Genomic DNA, 17,670 nt, shown 5'->3' with positions numbered 1-17,670 from the left:
TTTGACGGCCTTGTAAAACAGGCAGGGCAGCACCACTTCGGTGCGTGCTGCCTCGCGGTCCCAGAAGGGCTGCGCCAATCCGAAGGCCGCCGAAAGGCGGCGTTCGGCCATCCGAAATCCAAGAAATCTGAGAGGCTCCCGTGGCCCGTTCCACTCCCATCGAGCGTTACCGTAACTTCGGCATCATGGCTCACATCGATGCCGGCAAGACCACCACGTCCGAGCGCATCCTGTTCTACACCGGCAAGAGCCACAAGATCGGTGAAGTGCACGACGGCGCCGCCACCATGGACTGGATGGAGCAGGAGCAGGAGCGTGGCATCACGATCCAGTCCGCTGCCACCACCGCGTTCTGGAAGGGCATGGACAAGTCCCTGCCGGAGCACCGCTTCAACATCATCGACACCCCCGGGCACGTCGACTTCACCATCGAAGTGGAGCGCTCGCTGCGCGTGCTCGACGGTGCCGTCTTCGTCCTGTGTGCCGTCGGTGGCGTGCAGCCGCAGTCGGAAACCGTGTGGCGCCAGGCCAACAAGTACCACGTGCCGCGCATCGCGTTCGTCAACAAGATGGACCGCACCGGTGCCAACTTCCAGAAGGTCGTCGGCCAGCTGAAGGCCAAGCTGGGCGCGGTCGCCGTGCCGATGCAGCTGCCGATCGGCGCTGAAGACAACTTCAAGGGCGTTGTCGACCTGCTGAAGATGAAGGCCATCCATTGGGATGAGGCTTCGCAGGGCATGAAGTTCGAATACAGCGACATCCCGGCCGATCTGCAGGCGGCTGCCGAAGAGGCTCGCCAGTTCATGGTCGAGACCGCTGCCGAAGCCAGCGAAGAGCTGATGGAAAAGTACCTGGGCGGCGAAGAGCTGGCCGAGGCTGAAATCATCAACGCGCTGCGTACCCGCACCCTGGCCACCGAGATCGTGCCGATGTACTGCGGCTCGGCCTTCAAGAACAAGGGCGTGCAGGCCATGCTGGACGGCGTGATCCAGCTGCTGCCGTCGCCGGTCGACGTGCCGGACGTGAAGGGCGTGGACGTTGACGACGACACCGTCGAGATGACCCGCAAGTCGGACGACAAGGCTCCGTTCTCGTCGCTGGCCTTCAAGATCATCACCGACCCGTTCGTCGGCGCGCTGACCTTCTTCCGCGTCTACTCGGGCACCCTGAACGGTGGCGACACCGTGCTGAACTCGGTGAAGGGCAAGAAGGAGCGCATCGGTCGCATCCTGCAGATGCACTCGAACAACCGCGAGGAAATCAAGGAAGTTCTGGCTGGTGACATCGCTGCTGCCGTGGGCCTGAAGGACACCACCACCGGTGACACCCTGTGCGCCGTGGACGCGCCGATCATCCTGGAGCGCATGACCTTCCCGGAGCCGGTGATCTCGATGGCCGTCGAGCCGAAGACCAAGTCGGACCAGGAAAAGATGGGTCTGGCCCTGGGCCGTCTGGCGCAGGAAGATCCGTCGTTCCGCGTCAAGACCGACGAAGAATCCGGCCAGACCATCATCTCGGGCATGGGCGAGCTGCACCTGGACATCATCGTCGACCGCCTGAAGCGCGAGTTCAACGTTGAAGCCAACGTCGGCGCGCCGCAGGTGGCCTACCGCGAAACCATCACCCTGGCCGACGTCAAGTCGGACTACAAGCACGCCAAGCAGTCCGGTGGTAAGGGTCAGTACGGTCACGTCGTGATCGAGCTGTCGCCGATCACCGCTGAAGACCGTGCCGATCCGAAGCTGGCTCCGGCCATCAAGGACGACTTCCTGTTCATCAACGACATCACCGGCGGCGTGATCCCGAAGGAATTCATTCCGTCGGTTGAAAAGGGCCTGCGCGAAACCATCACCAGCGGTCCGCTGGCTGGCTTCCCGGTCGTGGACGTCAAGGTGAAGCTGGTGTTCGGTTCGTACCACGACGTCGACTCCTCGGAAATGGCGTTCAAGCTGGCTTCGTCGATGGCCTTCAAGCAGGGCTTCGCCAAGGCCAAGCCGGTGCTGCTGGAGCCGATCATGAAGGTCGAGATCGTGACCCCGGAGGATTACCAGGGTGACGTGATGGGCGACGTCAGCCGTCGTCGCGGCGTGCTGCAGGGTTCCGACACCACCGGTGACGGTTCGGCCAGCATCATCAACGCGATGATCCCGCTGGGTGAAATGTTCGGCTACGCCACTGCGCTGCGTTCGCAGACCCAGGGCCGCGCCACCTTCACCATGGAATTCGATCACTACGAGCCGGCTCCGACCAACATCGCCGAAGCCGTCATGAAGAAGGGCTGAGCCTCGCTCAGCCTCTCTTGAAACCACTTACGAACAATCAAGGTATAGAACAATGGCAAAGGGTAAGTTCGAGCGCACCAAGCCGCACGTCAACGTCGGCACCATCGGTCACGTCGATCACGGCAAGACCACGCTGACCGCCGCACTGACCAAGATCGGTGCCGAGCGCTTCGGTGGCGAGTTCAAGGATTACTCCTCGATCGACGCCGCGCCGGAAGAAAAGGCTCGTGGTATCACGATCTCGACCGCGCACGTCGAATACGAATCCCCGATCCGTCACTACGCCCACGTTGACTGCCCGGGCCACGCTGACTACGTCAAGAACATGATCACCGGTGCCGCCCAGATGGACGGCGCGATCCTGGTGTGCTCGGCCGCTGACGGCCCGATGCCGCAGACCCGTGAGCACATCCTGCTGTCGCGCCAGGTCGGCGTGCCGTACATCGTCGTGTTCCTGAACAAGGCCGACATGGTCGACGACGCCGAGCTGCTCGAGCTGGTCGAGATGGAAGTGCGCGAACTGCTGAGCAAGTACGAGTTCCCGGGCGACGACACCCCGATCATCGCCGGTTCGGCCCGCCTGGCGCTGGAAGGCGACCAGAGCGACATCGGCGTGCCGGCCATCCTGAAGCTGGTCGACGCGCTGGACAGCTGGATTCCGGAGCCGGAGCGTGCGATCGACAAGCCGTTCCTGATGCCGGTGGAAGACGTGTTCTCGATCTCGGGCCGCGGCACCGTGGTGACCGGTCGTATCGAGCGCGGCGTGATCAAGGTTGGCGACGAAATCGAAATCGTCGGCATCCGTCCGGTGCAGAAGACCACCGTGACCGGCGTTGAAATGTTCCGCAAGCTGCTGGACCAGGGTCAGGCAGGCGACAACGCTGGCCTGCTGCTGCGCGGCACCAAGCGTGACGACGTCGAGCGTGGCCAGGTGCTGGCCAAGCCGGGCACGATCAAGCCGCACACCAAGTTCGAAGGCGAAGTGTACGTCCTGTCGAAGGACGAGGGCGGCCGCCACACCCCGTTCTTCAACGGCTACCGTCCGCAGTTCTACTTCCGCACCACCGACATCACCGGCGCAGCTGCGCTGCCGGAAGGCGTCGAAATGGTGATGCCGGGTGACAACGTCAAGATGGTCGTCACCCTGATCAACCCGGTGGCAATGGACGAAGGCCTGCGCTTCGCCATCCGCGAAGGCGGCCGTACCGTCGGCGCCGGCGTGGTCTCGAAGATCATCGAGTAATCTGGTAGTATCTGCGCCCCGATGTTGCCTGGGTAGGGCATCGGGGCGTATCAAATGGGAAAGCAGGCACAGGATGTGCCTTGTGTTCCCCGGACCAGGAAGGGTCAATGCCATTCAGGCGGCGTCAACAGGCGACTGTTGACAGCTGCCTTGCGTGCCATTATGCTTCTACGTCTGGGCAGGCCGGGAAACTGGTCTGCCTACGTTTTTGAGGTCCATGGAGTGACCTTGTCGGCCTGCAGGACTGCGGGCCGTCCGTATTCAGGAATTTCATGGGGCAAAGCAACCCAGAGGCTTTGTCTGTCGCTCTTTTAACGAAGGAACCTACCGCCATGGCGGACCAAAAGATCCGGATCCGGCTGAAAGCGTTCGATCATCGTCTGATCGACCGTTCGGCCAGCGAGATCGTTGAAACGGCAAAGCGGACCGGCGCGCAAGTGCGTGGCCCGATCCCGCTGCCGACCAAGATCGAGCGTTACACCGTTCTCGTCTCCCCGCACGTCGACAAGGACGCGCGTGACCAGTACGAGACCCGCACGCACAAGCGCGTGCTCGATATCGTTGACCCGAATGACAAGACCGTGGACGCGCTGATGAAGCTCGAACTGGCTGCCGGCGTCGACGTTCAGATCAAGCTGACCTGAGGACTACGACCATGACGAAGAAGTATTCGTTGGGCTTCGTGGGCCGCAAGGCCGGCATGAGCCGCGTGTTCACCGAAGATGGCCGTTCCATCCCGGTGACCCTGATCGAAGCAACCCCGAACCGCATCGCGCAGATCAAGACCGTCGAAACCGACGGCTACAGCGCCGTGCAGGTGACCGTCGGCGCGCGTCGCGCTGCCCTGGTCAACAAGCCGGAAGCCGGCCACTTCGCCAAGGCGAAGGTGGAAGCGGGTCGTGGCCTGTGGGAGTTCCGCGTTGAAGACGCGCAGCTCGGCGATTTCGCCGTTGGCGGCGAAGTCAAGGCGGACATCTTCGAAGTCGGCCAGATCGTCGACGTCCAGGGTGTCACCAAGGGCAAGGGCTTCCAGGGCACCATCAAGCGCCACAACTTCCGTATGGGCGATGCAACCCACGGTAACTCGCTGTCGCATCGCGCGCCGGGTTCGCTGGGTCAGCGCCAGACCCCGGGTCGCGTTTTCCCGGGCAAGAAGATGTCGGGCCACATGGGCGCGGTGCAGCAGAGCACCCAGAACCTGGAAGTGGTCAAGGTCGACGTCGAGCGCGGTCTGATCGCCGTTCGCGGCGCCGTTCCGGGCGCGGCGGGTGGCGATGTGATCGTCCGTCCGGCGAGCAAGGCATAAGGAGAGATGACGATGGAACTCGTTATCACGGGTAGCAACAACAAGGTCTCGGTCTCCGACGCCGTGTTCGGTCGCGATTTCAGCGAAGATCTGGTCCACCAGGTCGTCGTTGCCTACCGCAACGCCGGTCGCGCCGGCACCAAGGCACAGAAGACTCGCTCCGAAGTGGCTGGTACCACCAAGAAGTCGAAGAAGCAGAAGGGCGGCGGCGCGCGTCATGGCGCACTGACGGCTCCGATCTTCGTCGGCGGCGGTGTCACCTTCGCGGCCAAGCCGCGCAGCTTCGAGCAGAAGGTCAATCGTAAGCAGTACCGTGCCGCCATGTGCGCGATCCTGTCCGAGCTGAACCGTCAGGGCCGTCTGACCATCGTGGAGTCCTTCGATGTCGAAGTGACCAACACGAAGGGTCTGATCGCCAAGCTGGCCGGCCTGGAAGTGGGCAAGCGCCCGCTGATCGTCACCGAAGAAGCGTCCGAGCACCTGTACCTGTCCGCCCGCAATCTGCCGTACGTGCAGGTGCGTGACGTCCAGGGTCTGGATCCGGTCTCGCTGGTGGGTGCCGACACGGTCGTCATCACCGCTGACGCGGTCAAGAAGGTCGAGGAGTGGCTGGCATGAACAGCAACGAAAAAATCTTCAGCGTGCTGCGTGCCCCGCGTGTCTCCGAAAAGACCGCGCGCCTGCAGGAACTCTCCAACCAGTATGTCTTCGAAGTTTCGAACGAAGCCACCAAGGCCGATGTAAAGGCCGCGGTTGAGCAGCTGTTCGACGTCAAGGTCGAAGCCGTCAACGTGGTCAACGTCAAGGGCAAGAACAAGTCCTTCCGTAACCGTGCTGGCCGCCGCGGCGATTGGCGCAAGGCGTACGTTCGCCTGGCCGACGGCCAGTCGATCGATGTAACGGCCAAGGCCTGAGGTACATCCCATGCCATTGATGAAATTCAAGCCCACTTCCCCCGGCCGCCGTTCGGCCGTGCGCGTGGTTACGCCCGACCTGCACAAGGGTGCTCCGCACGCCGCACTGGTCGAGTCGCAGAGCCGCTCGGGTGGCCGCAACCACCACGGCCGCATCACCGTGCGTCACGTCGGTGGTGGTGCCAAGCAGCACTACCGCATCATCGACTTCAAGCGCAACAAGCTGGGCATCCCGGCGCGCGTGGAACGCATCGAATACGATCCGAACCGCACCGCCCACATCGCCCTGCTGTGCTACGTCGATGGTGAGCGTCGCTACATCATCGCCCCGAAGGGCCTGAAGGCCGGTGATCAGGTGATCGCTGGTTCGGACGCCCCGATCAAGGCCGGCAACACCCTGCCGCTGCGCAACATCCCGGTCGGCACCACCATCCACTGCATCGAGCTGAAGCCGGGCAAGGGCGCTCAGATCGCTCGCGCCGCTGGTGCGGCCGTGCAGCTGGTGGCTCGCGAAGGCATCTACGCCACCCTGCGCCTGCGCTCGGGTGAAATGCGCAAGGTTCCGGTCGAGTGCTGCGCCACCATCGGCGAAGTCGGCAACGACGAGCACAGCCTGGAAAAGCTGGGCAAGGCCGGTGCCAAGCGTTGGCGCGGCGTCCGCCCGACCGTTCGTGGTGCTGCCATGAACCCGGTTGACCACCCGCACGGTGGTGGTGAGGCCAAGGCCGGCCAGGGTAACCCGCATCCGGTCACCCCGTGGGGTGTTCCGACCAAGGGTTACAAGACGCGCCATAACAAGCGCACTCAGCAGTTCATCGTCCGCGATCGTAGGGGCTAATCGACCATGGCACGTTCACTCAAGAAGGGCCCGTTCGTCGATCACCACCTCGTCAAGAAGGTGGAGGCCGCTGCGGGCAGCAAGAAGCCGATCAAGACCTGGTCGCGCCGTTCGATGATCCTGCCTGACATGGTAGGCATCACCATTGCCGTGCATAACGGCAAGAACCACATCCCGGTTCTCGTCAACGAGAACATGGTCGGCCACAAGCTCGGCGAATTTGCCATCACCCGGACCTTCAAGGGTCACGGTGGTGACAAGAAGTCGGGCAAGTAAGGAGAGATGACAATGGAAGCGAAAGCCATCCTGCGCACTGCGCGCATCTCCCCGCAGAAGGCTCGTCTGGTCGCTGACCAGGTGCGCGGTCTGCCGGCCGAACGTGCGGTCAACCTGCTGAAGTTCTCGGACAAGAAGGCTGCCCACCTGATCAAGAAGGTGGTGGAGTCGGCAATTGCCAACGCCGAGAACAACCAGGGCGCCGACGTCGACGAGCTGAAGGTTCAGACCATCATGGTTGATGAAGGTCCGACCCTGAAGCGTTTCATGGCGCGGGCGAAAGGCCGCGGTACCCGCATCCTCAAGCGCACCAGCCACATCACTGTGGTTGTGGGCGCCGCCAAGTAAGCGGATAAGGAAAAGACCATGGGTCATAAAGTTCATCCGATTGGTATCCGCCTCGGCATTTCCAAGGACTGGAACTCCAAGTGGTACGCCAACAAGGCCGAGTTCGCCGGTTACCTGGCAGCCGACCTGAAAGTGCGCGAAATGCTGCGCAAGAAGCTGGCTCAGGCCGGCATCAGCAAGATCCTGATCGAGCGTCCGGCCAAGACCGCTCGCGTGACGATCCACACCGCCCGTCCGGGCGTGGTGATCGGCAAGCGCGGTGAGGACATCGAGAAGCTGCGCAAGGAAGTGAGCGAGATGATGGGCGTCCCGGCGCACATCAACGTCACCGAAGTGCGCAAGCCGGAACTGGACGCGCAGCTCGTTGCCGAGTCGATCGCCCAGCAGCTGGAGCGTCGCATCATGTTCCGCCGTGCAATGAAGCGCTCGGTCGGCAACGCGATGCGCCTGGGTGCCCTGGGCATCAAGGTCAACGTTGGTGGCCGCCTCAACGGTGCTGAAATCGCCCGTTCGGAGTGGTACCGCGAAGGCCGCGTGCCGCTGCACACCCTGCGTGCCGACATCGACTATGGCTTCGCTGAAGCCAAGACGACCTACGGCATCATCGGCATCAAGGTCTGGATCTACAAGGGCGAGGTCTTCGATTTCTCCCAGGTTGGCCAGGAAAAGCAGGACGACACCCCGTCGCGCAACGATCGTCACGATCGCGGCGACCGTGGTGACCGTCAGCGCCCGGCCCGTGAAGCGAGGTAACGACAATGTTGCAACCCAAGCGAACCAAGTACCGCAAGGTACACAAGGGCCGTAACGATGGCCTGAGCTGGAGCGCCAACGCTGTCAGCTTCGGCGAATACGGCCTGAAGGCAACCGCACACGGTCAGCTGACCGCGCGTCAGATCGAAGCGGCCCGCCGCTCGATCAGCCGCTACGTCAAGCGCGGCGGCAAGATGTGGATCCGCGTGTTCCCCGATAAGCCCATCACCAAGAAGCCCATCGAAGTTCGAATGGGTTCGGGTAAGGGTAACGTGGAATACTGGGTGGCCCAGATCCAGCCCGGCCGCATGATCTATGAAATCGAGGGTGTTTCCGAGGAAGTGGCTCGCGAGGCGTTCCGCCTGGCCGCCGCCAAGCTCTCGGTCACCACCACTTTCGTGACCCGTACGGTGCGCTGATGGATATCAAAACTCTCCGTGAAAAGTCGGCTGACGAACTCAAGGCCCACCTGATCGACCTGCGTAAGGAACAGTTCTCTGTCCGTATGCAGCAGGTCACCGGCCAGCTGCCGAAGACCCACGACATTCGCCGGGTCCGTCGCGAGATTGCTCGCGTCAAGACCCTGCTCGGCAGCACGAAGTAAGGATGGCCGCTATGAGCGACAATACTGAAAAGAAGACGCTGCGCACGGTCGAAGGCCGTGTCGTCAGCAACAAGATGGACAAGACGGTTACCGTCCTGGTTGAGCGTCAGGTCAAGCACGCGCTGTACGGCAAGTACATCAAGCGCTCGACCAAGCTGCACGCCCACGATGCCGACAACGCCTGCAAGGAAGGCGATGTCGTCCGCGTGACCGAGATTGCTCCGATGTCCAAGACCAAGAACTGGCGCGTGGTGGAAGTCATCACGCGTGCGGCTGAATAAGGAGTCTGAATCATGATCCAGATGCAGAGCTACCTTGACGTCGCGGACAATTCGGGTGCCAAGCAGGTGATGTGCTTCAAGGTGCTGGGTGGTTCCAAGCGCCGTTACGCCGGCATCGGCGACATCATCAAGGTCACCGTGAAGGATGCGATTCCGCGCGGCAAGGTCAAGAAGGGTGAAGTGTATGACGCCGTCGTGGTGCGTACCCGCAAGGGTGTGCGTCGCGCCGACGGTTCGCTGATCCGCTTCGACGGCAACGCTGCCGTCCTGCTGAACAACAAGCAGGAGCCGATCGGTACCCGTATCTTCGGGCCGGTGACCCGTGAACTTCGTTCGGAGAAGTTCATGAAGATCGTCTCGCTCGCTCCCGAAGTGCTGTGAGCGACAGGAGATAATCATGGCTAACCGTATCAAGAAGGGCGACCAGGTTGTCGTCAACGCTGGCAAGGACAAGGGCAAGCAGGGCGAAGTCGTCCGCGTCGACGGCGACCGTGTGGTCGTCGCCAACGTGAACATCGTCAAGCGCCACACCAAGCCGAACCCGCAGGCAGGTGTTGCCGGCGGCGTGGTCGAGCGCGAAGCTTCGATCCATATCTCCAACGTGAACGTGCTGAACCCGGCTTCGGGCAAGGGCGAACGCGTTGGCTTCAAGGTGCTGGAGGATGGACGCAAACTGCGTGTGTTCCGCTCCAGCGGTGAGGCGCTCGACGCCTGAGGAATGTGAAGATGACTTCCCGTCTCGAAAAGATCTACAAGGAAGAAGTGGTGCCGGCGCTGATGAAGCAGTTCGGCTACACCAATCCGATGGAAGTACCGAAGCTCGTCAAGGTCACCCTGAACATGGGTGTCGGCGAGGCTGCCACCAACAAGAAGATCCTGGAAAACGCCGTCGCGGACATGACCAAGATTTCCGGCCAGAAGCCGGTTGTCACCAAGTCGCGTATCTCGGTTGCGTCGTTCAAGATCCGTGATGGTTGGCCGATCGGCTGCAAGACCACGCTGCGTCGCCACAAGATGTACGAGTTCCTGGACCGCCTGATCAACATCTCGCTGCCGCGCGTGCGCGACTTCCGTGGTGTTTCCGGTCGTTCCTTCGACGGCCGCGGCAACTTCAACATGGGTGTGAAGGAACAGATCATCTTCCCGGAAATCGACTTCGACGCCGTCGACGCGATCCGCGGTATGGATATCGCCATCACCACCACTGCGAAGACCGACGCGGAAGCGAAGGCGCTGCTGGCAGCGTTCAAGTTCCCGTTCCGTAACTGATCTGTCGAGGAAACCGAAATGGCAAAGACCTCCATGGTCAACCGCGACATCAAGCGGGAAAAGCTGGCCAAGAAGTACGCTGAGAAGCGTGCGGCTCTGAAGAAGATCGTGTCCTCCGTGGACGCGACCTACGAAGAGAAGATCGACGCCGCAACCAAGCTGGCCAAGCTGCCGCGCGATTCGTCGCCGAGCCGTCAGCGCAACCGTTGCGAGCTGTCGGGTCGTCCGCGTGGCGTGTACAGCAAGTTCGGCCTCGGCCGCAACAAGCTGCGCGAAGCCACCATGCGTGGCGACGTCCCGGGCCTGCGCAAGGCCAGCTGGTAATCCCAGCCGGCCCTGCGATCAGCAGCCCCTGCGGGGGCCGCTGAACCGGGGAGGGGAGGCGTTCAGCTTCCTTTCTGCGAAAAAACCCGAAGAGCCCGACGCAAGTCGGGCTCTTTTGGCGTATACTCCCGCGTCTTGCCCTGTGCAGACGGGGTTGTAGGAGTGGGCCCCGGCCCGCTGCATCAAGGGACCTGGCCCGTTTCCAGGAGACAACAGATTTTCGCGAAAGCGGATATCGGTGCACTCAAAGGTACTCATATGAGCATGACTGATCCCATCGCCGACCTGCTGGTCCGCATCAAGAATGCGGCCGCAGTTGGCAAGCAGACGGTGAAAGCCCCGTCGTCCAAGATCAAGGTTGCGATCGCCCAGGTCCTGAAGGACGAGGGTTACATCACCGACCTGCGCGTGACCCAGCTGGAAAACAACAAGTCCGAGCTGGAAATCGTGCTGAAGTATTTCGAAGGCAAGCCGGTCATCGCGACCCTGAAGCGCTTCTCGCGTTCGGGCCTGCGCCAGTACCGCGGCAAGAGCGAGCTGCCGAAGGTCATGAACGGCCTGGGTATCTCCATCATTTCCACCTCCAAGGGCATCATGACTGATGCGCAGGCGCGCCAGCTGGGCGTCGGCGGCGAAGTCCTGTGCTTCGTGGCCTAAGGCGAAAGGAGTAGAACTATGTCCCGCGTAGCCAAGAAGCCGATCACCCTGGGTAAGGTTGAACTGAACGTCCAGTCGGACAGCGTCACCGCCAAGGGCCCGAAGGGCACCCTGTCGCTGGCCAAGCCGGCCGGCATTGCCATCAACGTCGACAATGGCGTTGCCACCCTGAGCACCGAGAACGCCGAGCTGGTCGCACTGACCGGCACCGTGCGTGCGATCCTGTCCAACATGGTCAAGGGCGTGTCCGAAGGCTTCGAGCGCAAGCTGGAGCTGGTTGGCGTGGGTTACCGCGCTGCCATGCAGGGCAAGGACCTGAGCCTGTCGCTGGGCTTCTCGCACCCGGTCGTGTTCGTGGCGCCGGAAGGCATCACCATCACCACCCCGACCCAGACCGAGATCCTGGTCCAGGGCGCTGACAAGCAGGTCGTCGGTGAAGTCGCCGCCAAGATCCGTGCGTTCCGCAAGCCGGAGCCGTACAAGGGCAAGGGCGTGAAGTACTCCGACGAAGTCATCATCCGTAAGGAAGCCAAGAAGGCGTAAGTGCGAGTCCCTCGCAAGAGCCCGCACATCCATGTGCGGACTCCTCAGGGAGAAGCCCATCCTTCAGCTTTCAAGGAATAATCAAAATGAACAAGAACATCGCCCGCCTGCGTCGCGCCAAGTCGACCCGCGCCCACATCCGTGAGCTCGGCGTCGCCCGCCTGTCGGTGCTGCGCACCGGCCAGCACCTGTACGCCCAGGTCTTCACCGCTGACGGTTCGAGGGTGCTGGCTGCCGCCAACACCACCCAGACCGACGTCAAGGAAGGCCTGAAGAACGGCAAGAACGCCGATGCCGCTGCCAAGGTTGGCCGCATCGTCGCCGAGCGCGCCAAGGCCGCCGGCGTCGAGAAGGTTGCCTTCGATCGTTCGGGCTACCGCTACCACGGCCGCATCAAGGCCCTGGCAGAAGCGGCCCGCGAAGCCGGCCTGCAGTTCTAAGGGACAAGGGCAGGGGGCCGATGGCCTCCTGCCTGCCTGCTCGCCAGCCTGAGCGAGGCTGGACGGCGCCGCTCTTCTGCAGTGGCCCACCGGAACAACGCGTCACTCCACAACCATAAGCGGCCTCGAGCCGTACATACCCAAACAACCAAGGAATCAACATGGCAGAAGAGCGTCAGCAGCGGGGTCGCGATCGCGACCGTAACCGCGAAGAGAAGATCGACGACGGCATGATCGAAAAGCTGGTCGCGGTCAACCGCGTCAGCAAGACCGTCAAGGGTGGCCGCCAGTTCACCTTCACCGCCCTGACCGTTGTCGGCGACGGCGAAGGCAAGGTCGGTTTCGGTTATGGCAAGGCCCGCGAAGTGCCGGTCGCCATCCAGAAGTCGATGGAACAGGCCCGCAAGAACCTGGTCAGCGTTGACCTGAACAACGGCACCCTGTGGCACACCATCAAGGATGGTCACGGCGCAGCCCGCGTGTTCATGCAGCCGGCTTCGGAAGGTACCGGCGTGATCGCCGGCGGTGCCATGCGCGCCGTGCTGGAAGCCGTTGGCGTGAAGAACGTGCTGGCCAAGGCCACCGGTTCGCGTAACCCGATCAACCTGGTGCGTGCCACCGTGAAGGGCCTGTCTGCTGCGCAGTCGCCGGCTCGCATCGCGGCCAAGCGCGGCAAGAAGGTGGAGGAACTCAACCATGGCTAATGAGTCCAACAAGACTGTGAAGGTCCGCCTGGTGCGTGGCCTGCGTGGTACCCAGTCGCGTCACCGCCTGTCGGTGCGTGCCCTGGGCCTGAACAAGCTCAACGATGTGCGTGAACTGAAGGACAGCCCGCAGGTACGCGGCCTGATCAACAAGGTTCAGTACCTCGTCCAGGTTGAGGAGTAATCGACCATGACTCTGCGTCTCAATGAACTGAGCCCGGCACCGGGCGCCCGCACCGAGCGCACCCGCGTCGGCCGCGGTATCGGCTCGGGCCTGGGCAAGACTGCCGGCCGCGGCCACAAGGGTTCGTTCGCCCGTAAGGGTGGCGGCAAGATCAAGGCTGGCTTCGAAGGCGGCCAGACCCCCATGCAGCGTCGTCTGCCGAAGATCGGCTTCCGTTCGCCGATCGCCAAGGACACCGCTGAAGTGCTGCTGTACGCGCTGGACAAGCTGCCGGCCGGTGAGATCGATTTCGCTGCCCTGCGTGCTGCCAAGCTGGTCCCGAGCACCGCAAAGAAGGCCAAGGTCGTCGTCAAGGGCGAAGTGACCAAGGCGTTCACCCTGAAGGGTATTGCTGCCACGGCGGGTGCCAAGGCTGCAATCGAAGCTGCCGGCGGCAGCGTAACGGAGTAAGAAAATCATGGCGCAAGCTGGCATCGGTAACCTCGCGGGCGGAATGGGCAAGTTCACTGAACTTCGCCAACGTTTGCTGTTCGTCGTCGGGGCTTTGATCGTCTATCGCATCGGCTGCTACGTGCCGGTGCCGGGCGTCAATCCCGATGCCATGCTTGCCATGATGCAACAGCAGGGCGGCGGCATCGTGGACATGTTCAACATGTTCTCGGGCGGCGCCCTGCACCGTTTCAGCATCTTCGCGCTGAACGTGATGCCGTACATCTCGGCATCGATCGTGATGCAGCTGGCCGTGCACATCTTCCCCGCCCTGAAGGCGATGCAGAAGGAAGGTGAGTCCGGCCGCCGCAAGATCACCCAGTATTCGCGCATCGGCGCCGTGCTGCTGGCAGTGGTGCAGGGCGGCTCGATCGCGCTGGCCCTGCAGGGCCAGGTCTCGCCGTCGGGCGCTCCGGTCGTCTATGCGCCGGGCATGGGCTTCGTGCTCACTGCCGTGGTCGCACTGACCGCCGGCACCATGTTCCTGATGTGGGTCGGTGAGCAGGTCACCGAGCGCGGCATCGGCAACGGCGTGTCGCTGATCATCTTCGCCGGTATCGTGGCGGGCCTGCCGGGTGCGGTCATCCACACCTTCGATGCCTACCGCGACGGCAACATCCAGTTCATCCAGCTGCTGCTGATCGCCATCGTCGTGCTCGCCTTCACCTTCTTCGTGGTGTTCGTCGAGCGTGGCCAGCGCCGGATCACGGTCAATTACGCGCGCCGCCAGGGTGGTCGCAACGCGTACATGAACCAGACCTCGTTCCTGCCGCTGAAGCTCAACATGGCCGGCGTCATCCCGGCGATCTTTGCCTCGAGCCTGCTGGCCTTCCCGGCCACCCTGGCCATGTGGTCCGGCCAGGCCGCCAACCAGAGCAGCTTCGGCCAGGTCCTGCAGAAGGTCGCCAACGCCCTGGGCCCGGGCGAGCCGCTGCACATGATCGTGTTCGCTGCGCTGATCACCGGTTTCGCGTTCTTCTATACCGCGCTGGTGTTCAACTCGCAGGAAACCGCCGACAACCTGAAGAAGTCCGGTGCGCTGATTCCGGGCATCCGTCCGGGCAAGGCGACCGCCGACTACATCGACGGCGTGCTGACCCGCCTGACCGCGGCCGGCTCGGCGTACCTGGTGATCGTCTGCCTGCTGCCGGAACTGATGCGCACGCAGCTGAACGCCTCGTTCTACTTCGGTGGTACTTCGCTGCTGATCGTGGTGGTGGTGGTGATGGACTTCATCGCCCAGGTGCAGGCGCACCTGATGTCCCACCAGTACGAGAGCCTGCTGAAGAAGGCCAACCTGAAGGGTGGCAACCGCGGCGGTTTTGCCCGCGGCTGATAGGCCTGTTATACTTTCGTCTTCCTGACGTGATGGTCCCTCCGCTTCGCGGACTCTGGCCACACAAACGAAGGGCGGCCCCCGCAGCGGTTCCGGGTGGGGGTGTGATGAGGTGGTCCCGCGCTGGAGTAGCGCGGGCGGCCCCGGGGGAAACCCCAGGTCCAACCCCATCCGGCGCCGGAGCCTGGGCACACTCCCCAGGCCGGGTTCATGAAACCAATGGTTTCACGGGCTTCCATGTAAACCGGAACCTTGTTAGTATCGCTAGTTCACTTTTTTGATCCATCCTGCCGGATTGGCGTGCCCGAGGCGCGCTGTCGGCCATCACTCAGCTGGAGAACCGCGTCATGGCGCGTATTGCAGGCGTCAACCTGCCAGCCCAGAAGCATGTCTGGGTCGGGTTGCAAAGCATTTACGGCATCGGCCGTACCCGTTCGAAGAAGGTCTGCGAAGTCGCAGGCGTTGCTTCGACCACCAAGATCCGCGATCTGTCGGAGCCGGAAATCGAGCGCCTGCGCGCCGAAGTCGGCAAGTACATCGTGGAAGGCGATCTGCGCCGTGAAATCGGTATCGCGATCAAGCGCCTGATGGACCTGGGCTGCTACCGCGGCCTGCGTCACCGTCGTGGCCTCCCGCTGCGTGGCCAGCGCACCCGTACCAACGCCCGCACCCGCAAGGGTCCGCGCAAGGCGATCAAGAAGTAAGGGACTGAGAAATGGCTAAGCCCGCTGCTAAGACCAAGAAGAAGATCAAGCGCGTCGTCACCGACGGCGTTGCCCACGTCCACGCTTCGTTCAACAACACCATCGTCACCATCACCGACCGCCAGGGCAATGCTCTGTCGTGGGCGACCTCCGGTGGCGCTGGCTTCCGCGGTTCGCGCAAGTCGACCCCGTTCGCTGCCCAGGTGGCTGCTGAAAAGGCCGGTCGTGCTGCGCTGGACTACGGCGTGAAGTCGCTGGAAGTCCGCATCAAGGGCCCGGGTCCGGGCCGTGAGTCGGCCGTGCGTTCGTTGAACAACGTCGGCTACAAGATCACCAACATCATCGACGTGACGCCTATCCCGCACAACGGGTGCCGTCCGCCGAAGAAGCGTCGCGTCTAAAGGGAGCGATAAGAAATGGCTCGTTATATCGGTCCTACCTGTAAGCTCGCCCGCCGCGAAGGCGCCGACCTGTCCCTGAAGAGCCCGGCGCGTGCGCTGGACTCGAAGTGCAAGCTGGAGCAGAAGCCCGGCCAGCACGGCGCCACTGCCCGCAAGGGCAAGCTGTCCGACTACGCCACCCAGCTGCGTGAAAAGCAGAAGGTCAAGCGTATCTACGGCCTGCTGGAGCGTCAGTTCCGCAACTACTACAAGAAGGCCTCGACCAAGAAGGGCAACACCGGCGAGAACCTGCTGCAGCTGCTGGAAACCCGCCTGGACAACGTCGTCTACCGCATGGGCTTCGCCGTGACCCGTCCGGCTGCCCGTCAGCTGGTGTCGCACCGCGGCGTCACCGTGAATGGCAAGTCGGTCAACCTGGCTTCGTACCAGGTCAAGGCTGGCGACGCCATCGCCCTGTCTGAAAAGGCTGCCAAGCAGCTGCGCGTCCAGGAAGCCCTGACCGTCGCCGCCCAGCATGACCTGAGCCCGTCGTGGGTTGAAGTGGATTCCGGCAAGTTCACCGGCATCTTCAAGGCTGTTCCGGATCGTTCGGATCTGCCTGCGGACATCAACGAAGCGCTGATCGTCGAGCTGTATTCGAAGTAATTCACATTGGAGAGCCCCCGGCGACGGCCGGGGGTTCACTAGGAGAACCCGCAACATGACGGTTACCGCCAACCAGGTTCTGCGTCCTCGCGGTCCGCAGATCGAACGCCTTACCGACACCCGTGCAAAGGTCGTTATCGAACCTTTGGAGCGGGGTTACGGGCATACGCTGGGTAATGCCCTGCGTCGCGTGCTGCTGTCGTCCATCCCGGGCTTCGCCATCACGGAAGTCGAAATCGACGGCGTGTTGCATGAGTACACCACGGTCGAAGGTCTGCAGGAGGACGTGCTCGAAGTCCTGCTGAACCTGAAGGACGTGGCCATCCGTATGCACTCCGGCGACAGCGCCACCCTGTCCCTGTCCAAGCAGGGCCCGGGCGTTGTCACCGCTGCCGACATCAAGGTCGACCACAATGTGGAGATCCTGAACGGCGACCATGTGATCTGCCACCTGACCAAGGATACGGCGATCAACATGCGTCTGAAGATCGAACGTGGTTTCGGCTACCAGCCGGCTGCCGCGCGTCGTCGTCCGGACGAAGAAACCCGTGCCATCGGCCGCCTGGTCCTGGATGCCTCGTTCTCGCCGGTCCGCCGTGTCGCCTACGCCGTGGAAGCGGCGCGTGTCGAACAGCGTACCGACCTGGACAAGCTGGTCATCGATATCGAGACCAACGGCACCATCGATGCCGAGGAAGCCGTGCGCACCGCCGCCGACATCCTCAGCGACCAGCTGTCGGTGTTCGGTGACTTCACCCACCGCGACCGCGGTGCGGCCAAGCCGGCCAACAACGGCGTGGATCCGGTGCTGCTGCGCCCGATCGACGATCTGGAGCTGACCGTGCGTTCGGCCAACTGCCTGAAGGCTGAAAGCATCTACTACATCGGCGATCTGATCCAGAAGACCGAAGTGGAGCTGCTGAAGACCCCGAACCTGGGCAAGAAGTCGCTCACCGAGATCAAGGAAGTGCTGGCTCAGCGCGGCCTGTCCCTCGGCATGAAGCTGGAGAACTGGCCGCCGGCCGGCGTCGCCAGCCACGGCATGCTGGGCTGATATCGGTAATGCCTGGAGGCTCCACCGCTTGCGGTGGAGCCTTCAACGCAACACACCATGCCACGACGAACCGCA

28 protein-coding genes are annotated in these 17,670 nt (G+C 62.7%); all 28 read left to right on the top strand.

Annotated features, from left to right (window positions below; genetic code table 11):
* The first annotated feature begins 140 nt into the window (after window positions 1–140).
* The 28 genes from fusA (at window position 141) to rpoA (ending at window position 17,595) form a co-directional block, all read left to right on the top strand.
* Window positions 141–2,282 (top strand): elongation factor G, encoded by a 2,142-nt coding sequence (gene fusA / locus E5790_RS05740; protein WP_014646050.1) that lies wholly within the window; start codon window positions 141–143, stop codon window positions 2,280–2,282.
* 52 nt (window positions 2,283–2,334) lie between these two features.
* Window positions 2,335–3,525, top strand: coding sequence for an elongation factor Tu (tuf, locus tag E5790_RS05735; RefSeq protein WP_014036096.1), 1,191 nt, complete (start codon window positions 2,335–2,337; stop codon window positions 3,523–3,525).
* A gap of 332 nt (window positions 3,526–3,857) precedes the next feature.
* Window positions 3,858–4,169, top strand: coding sequence for a 30S ribosomal protein S10 (gene rpsJ / locus E5790_RS05730; protein ID WP_005408208.1), 312 nt, complete (start codon window positions 3,858–3,860; stop codon window positions 4,167–4,169).
* Window positions 4,170–4,180: 11 nt separating this feature from the next.
* Window positions 4,181–4,831 carry a 50S ribosomal protein L3 gene (gene rplC, locus E5790_RS05725; RefSeq protein ID WP_004145336.1) on the top strand — a complete coding sequence of 217 codons (651 nt, stop codon included), beginning with the start codon at window positions 4,181–4,183 and terminating at the stop codon, window positions 4,829–4,831.
* A 12-nt stretch (window positions 4,832–4,843) separates the two neighbouring features.
* Entirely contained in the window at window positions 4,844–5,449 is a 606-nt protein-coding gene (gene rplD / locus E5790_RS05720) for a 50S ribosomal protein L4 (protein WP_004145337.1), read from the top strand.
* Window positions 5,446–5,745: a 50S ribosomal protein L23 gene (rplW, locus tag E5790_RS05715; RefSeq protein ID WP_004145338.1), complete on the top strand. Its 300-nt coding sequence runs from the start codon at window positions 5,446–5,448 to the stop codon at window positions 5,743–5,745. Before rplD ends, rplW begins: the two co-directional genes overlap by 4 nt.
* A 10-nt stretch (window positions 5,746–5,755) precedes the next feature.
* Window positions 5,756–6,583, top strand: coding sequence for a 50S ribosomal protein L2 (gene rplB / locus E5790_RS05710; RefSeq protein ID WP_004145339.1), 828 nt, complete (start codon window positions 5,756–5,758; stop codon window positions 6,581–6,583).
* Between the two features lie 6 nt (window positions 6,584–6,589).
* Complete coding sequence (gene rpsS / locus E5790_RS05705; RefSeq protein WP_005415413.1) at window positions 6,590–6,859, top strand: 30S ribosomal protein S19; 270 nt, start codon at window positions 6,590–6,592, stop codon at window positions 6,857–6,859.
* A gap of 12 nt (window positions 6,860–6,871) precedes the next feature.
* Window positions 6,872–7,207 (top strand): 50S ribosomal protein L22, encoded by a 336-nt coding sequence (rplV, locus tag E5790_RS05700; RefSeq protein ID WP_004145348.1) that lies wholly within the window; start codon window positions 6,872–6,874, stop codon window positions 7,205–7,207.
* Window positions 7,208–7,225: 18 nt separating this feature from the next.
* Window positions 7,226–7,960, top strand: coding sequence for a 30S ribosomal protein S3 (gene rpsC / locus E5790_RS05695; RefSeq protein ID WP_004145350.1), 735 nt, complete (start codon window positions 7,226–7,228; stop codon window positions 7,958–7,960).
* A 5-nt stretch (window positions 7,961–7,965) separates the two neighbouring features.
* Window positions 7,966–8,379: a 50S ribosomal protein L16 gene (rplP, locus tag E5790_RS05690; protein ID WP_004154486.1), complete on the top strand. Its 414-nt coding sequence runs from the start codon at window positions 7,966–7,968 to the stop codon at window positions 8,377–8,379.
* Window positions 8,379–8,564 carry a 50S ribosomal protein L29 gene (rpmC, locus tag E5790_RS05685; RefSeq protein WP_004154487.1) on the top strand — a complete coding sequence of 62 codons (186 nt, stop codon included), beginning with the start codon at window positions 8,379–8,381 and terminating at the stop codon, window positions 8,562–8,564. The genes rplP and rpmC overlap by 1 nt, the downstream gene beginning before the upstream one ends.
* An 11-nt stretch (window positions 8,565–8,575) precedes the next feature.
* On the top strand, window positions 8,576–8,845 hold the full coding sequence (gene rpsQ, locus E5790_RS05680; RefSeq protein WP_004154489.1) for a 30S ribosomal protein S17: 270 nt from the start codon (window positions 8,576–8,578) through the stop codon (window positions 8,843–8,845).
* Between the two features lie 12 nt (window positions 8,846–8,857).
* Complete coding sequence (gene rplN, locus E5790_RS05675) at window positions 8,858–9,226, top strand: 50S ribosomal protein L14 (protein ID WP_010483978.1); 369 nt, start codon at window positions 8,858–8,860, stop codon at window positions 9,224–9,226.
* Between the two features lie 16 nt (window positions 9,227–9,242).
* A complete protein-coding gene (gene rplX / locus E5790_RS05670; RefSeq protein ID WP_004154490.1) occupies window positions 9,243–9,560 on the top strand; it encodes a 50S ribosomal protein L24 in 318 nt (105 codons plus the stop codon).
* Window positions 9,561–9,571: 11 nt separating this feature from the next.
* Window positions 9,572–10,114, top strand: a complete 543-nt coding sequence (gene rplE, locus E5790_RS05665; RefSeq protein ID WP_005415416.1) for a 50S ribosomal protein L5 — start codon at window positions 9,572–9,574, stop codon at window positions 10,112–10,114.
* Window positions 10,115–10,132: 18 nt separating this feature from the next.
* Window positions 10,133–10,438 carry a 30S ribosomal protein S14 gene (rpsN, locus tag E5790_RS05660; protein WP_005408209.1) on the top strand — a complete coding sequence of 102 codons (306 nt, stop codon included), beginning with the start codon at window positions 10,133–10,135 and terminating at the stop codon, window positions 10,436–10,438.
* Window positions 10,439–10,696: 258 nt separating this feature from the next.
* Entirely contained in the window at window positions 10,697–11,095 is a 399-nt protein-coding gene (gene rpsH, locus E5790_RS05655; RefSeq protein ID WP_005408210.1) for a 30S ribosomal protein S8, read from the top strand.
* Window positions 11,096–11,113: 18 nt separating this feature from the next.
* A complete protein-coding gene (rplF, locus tag E5790_RS05650; RefSeq protein ID WP_014646052.1) occupies window positions 11,114–11,638 on the top strand; it encodes a 50S ribosomal protein L6 in 525 nt (174 codons plus the stop codon).
* 80 nt (window positions 11,639–11,718) lie between these two features.
* Window positions 11,719–12,078, top strand: coding sequence for a 50S ribosomal protein L18 (gene rplR, locus E5790_RS05645; protein WP_181454206.1), 360 nt, complete (start codon window positions 11,719–11,721; stop codon window positions 12,076–12,078).
* A 161-nt stretch (window positions 12,079–12,239) separates the two neighbouring features.
* Window positions 12,240–12,782: a 30S ribosomal protein S5 gene (gene rpsE, locus E5790_RS05640; RefSeq protein ID WP_005408213.1), complete on the top strand. Its 543-nt coding sequence runs from the start codon at window positions 12,240–12,242 to the stop codon at window positions 12,780–12,782.
* Window positions 12,775–12,966, top strand: a complete 192-nt coding sequence (rpmD, locus tag E5790_RS05635; protein WP_005408214.1) for a 50S ribosomal protein L30 — start codon at window positions 12,775–12,777, stop codon at window positions 12,964–12,966. The genes rpsE and rpmD overlap by 8 nt, the downstream gene beginning before the upstream one ends.
* Window positions 12,967–12,972: 6 nt before the next feature.
* On the top strand, window positions 12,973–13,416 hold the full coding sequence (rplO, locus tag E5790_RS05630) for a 50S ribosomal protein L15 (protein ID WP_004154498.1): 444 nt from the start codon (window positions 12,973–12,975) through the stop codon (window positions 13,414–13,416).
* A 7-nt stretch (window positions 13,417–13,423) separates the two neighbouring features.
* Complete coding sequence (gene secY / locus E5790_RS05625; RefSeq protein WP_005415420.1) at window positions 13,424–14,791, top strand: preprotein translocase subunit SecY; 1,368 nt, start codon at window positions 13,424–13,426, stop codon at window positions 14,789–14,791.
* A gap of 347 nt (window positions 14,792–15,138) precedes the next feature.
* Window positions 15,139–15,495 (top strand): 30S ribosomal protein S13, encoded by a 357-nt coding sequence (gene rpsM, locus E5790_RS05620; protein WP_004154500.1) that lies wholly within the window; start codon window positions 15,139–15,141, stop codon window positions 15,493–15,495.
* Window positions 15,496–15,506: 11 nt separating this feature from the next.
* Window positions 15,507–15,896: a 30S ribosomal protein S11 gene (rpsK, locus tag E5790_RS05615; RefSeq protein ID WP_004145443.1), complete on the top strand. Its 390-nt coding sequence runs from the start codon at window positions 15,507–15,509 to the stop codon at window positions 15,894–15,896.
* A gap of 15 nt (window positions 15,897–15,911) precedes the next feature.
* Window positions 15,912–16,541 (top strand): 30S ribosomal protein S4, encoded by a 630-nt coding sequence (gene rpsD / locus E5790_RS05610; protein WP_004145446.1) that lies wholly within the window; start codon window positions 15,912–15,914, stop codon window positions 16,539–16,541.
* A 55-nt stretch (window positions 16,542–16,596) separates the two neighbouring features.
* A complete protein-coding gene (gene rpoA / locus E5790_RS05605; protein WP_005408216.1) occupies window positions 16,597–17,595 on the top strand; it encodes a DNA-directed RNA polymerase subunit alpha in 999 nt (332 codons plus the stop codon).
* Window positions 17,596–17,670 lie beyond the last annotated feature (75 nt).

The sequence above is a fragment of the Stenotrophomonas sp. PAMC25021 genome, from assembly GCF_004795795.1.
Classification (GTDB): domain Bacteria; phylum Pseudomonadota; class Gammaproteobacteria; order Xanthomonadales; family Xanthomonadaceae; genus Stenotrophomonas; species Stenotrophomonas muris.
Note: the sequence above shows the minus strand (reverse complement) of the source record. Positions and strands in the feature narration are given on the sequence as shown.

What these genes read in the sequence shown, in the direction of transcription:
- tuf (WP_014036096.1), top strand. Translation starts at nt 2,335, where the DNA reads ATGGCAAAGGGTAAGTTCGAGCGCACCAAGCCGCACGTCAACGTCGGC.
- rpsJ (WP_005408208.1), top strand. Translation starts at nt 3,858, where the DNA reads ATGGCGGACCAAAAGATCCGGATCCGGCTGAAAGCGTTCGATCATCGT.
- rplC (WP_004145336.1), top strand. Translation starts at nt 4,181, where the DNA reads ATGACGAAGAAGTATTCGTTGGGCTTCGTGGGCCGCAAGGCCGGCATG.
- rplD (WP_004145337.1), top strand. Translation starts at nt 4,844, where the DNA reads ATGGAACTCGTTATCACGGGTAGCAACAACAAGGTCTCGGTCTCCGAC.
- rplW (WP_004145338.1), top strand. Translation starts at nt 5,446, where the DNA reads ATGAACAGCAACGAAAAAATCTTCAGCGTGCTGCGTGCCCCGCGTGTC.
- rplB (WP_004145339.1), top strand. Translation starts at nt 5,756, where the DNA reads ATGCCATTGATGAAATTCAAGCCCACTTCCCCCGGCCGCCGTTCGGCC.
- rpsS (WP_005415413.1), top strand. Translation starts at nt 6,590, where the DNA reads ATGGCACGTTCACTCAAGAAGGGCCCGTTCGTCGATCACCACCTCGTC.
- rplV (WP_004145348.1), top strand. Translation starts at nt 6,872, where the DNA reads ATGGAAGCGAAAGCCATCCTGCGCACTGCGCGCATCTCCCCGCAGAAG.
- rpsC (WP_004145350.1), top strand. Translation starts at nt 7,226, where the DNA reads ATGGGTCATAAAGTTCATCCGATTGGTATCCGCCTCGGCATTTCCAAG.
- rplP (WP_004154486.1), top strand. Translation starts at nt 7,966, where the DNA reads ATGTTGCAACCCAAGCGAACCAAGTACCGCAAGGTACACAAGGGCCGT.
- rpmC (WP_004154487.1), top strand. Translation starts at nt 8,379, where the DNA reads ATGGATATCAAAACTCTCCGTGAAAAGTCGGCTGACGAACTCAAGGCC.
- rpsQ (WP_004154489.1), top strand. Translation starts at nt 8,576, where the DNA reads ATGAGCGACAATACTGAAAAGAAGACGCTGCGCACGGTCGAAGGCCGT.
- rplN (WP_010483978.1), top strand. Translation starts at nt 8,858, where the DNA reads ATGATCCAGATGCAGAGCTACCTTGACGTCGCGGACAATTCGGGTGCC.
- rplX (WP_004154490.1), top strand. Translation starts at nt 9,243, where the DNA reads ATGGCTAACCGTATCAAGAAGGGCGACCAGGTTGTCGTCAACGCTGGC.
- rplE (WP_005415416.1), top strand. Translation starts at nt 9,572, where the DNA reads ATGACTTCCCGTCTCGAAAAGATCTACAAGGAAGAAGTGGTGCCGGCG.
- rpsN (WP_005408209.1), top strand. Translation starts at nt 10,133, where the DNA reads ATGGCAAAGACCTCCATGGTCAACCGCGACATCAAGCGGGAAAAGCTG.
- rpsH (WP_005408210.1), top strand. Translation starts at nt 10,697, where the DNA reads ATGAGCATGACTGATCCCATCGCCGACCTGCTGGTCCGCATCAAGAAT.
- rplF (WP_014646052.1), top strand. Translation starts at nt 11,114, where the DNA reads ATGTCCCGCGTAGCCAAGAAGCCGATCACCCTGGGTAAGGTTGAACTG.
- rpsE (WP_005408213.1), top strand. Translation starts at nt 12,240, where the DNA reads ATGGCAGAAGAGCGTCAGCAGCGGGGTCGCGATCGCGACCGTAACCGC.
- rpmD (WP_005408214.1), top strand. Translation starts at nt 12,775, where the DNA reads ATGGCTAATGAGTCCAACAAGACTGTGAAGGTCCGCCTGGTGCGTGGC.
- rplO (WP_004154498.1), top strand. Translation starts at nt 12,973, where the DNA reads ATGACTCTGCGTCTCAATGAACTGAGCCCGGCACCGGGCGCCCGCACC.
- secY (WP_005415420.1), top strand. Translation starts at nt 13,424, where the DNA reads ATGGCGCAAGCTGGCATCGGTAACCTCGCGGGCGGAATGGGCAAGTTC.
- rpsM (WP_004154500.1), top strand. Translation starts at nt 15,139, where the DNA reads ATGGCGCGTATTGCAGGCGTCAACCTGCCAGCCCAGAAGCATGTCTGG.
- rpsK (WP_004145443.1), top strand. Translation starts at nt 15,507, where the DNA reads ATGGCTAAGCCCGCTGCTAAGACCAAGAAGAAGATCAAGCGCGTCGTC.
- rpsD (WP_004145446.1), top strand. Translation starts at nt 15,912, where the DNA reads ATGGCTCGTTATATCGGTCCTACCTGTAAGCTCGCCCGCCGCGAAGGC.
- rpoA (WP_005408216.1), top strand. Translation starts at nt 16,597, where the DNA reads ATGACGGTTACCGCCAACCAGGTTCTGCGTCCTCGCGGTCCGCAGATC.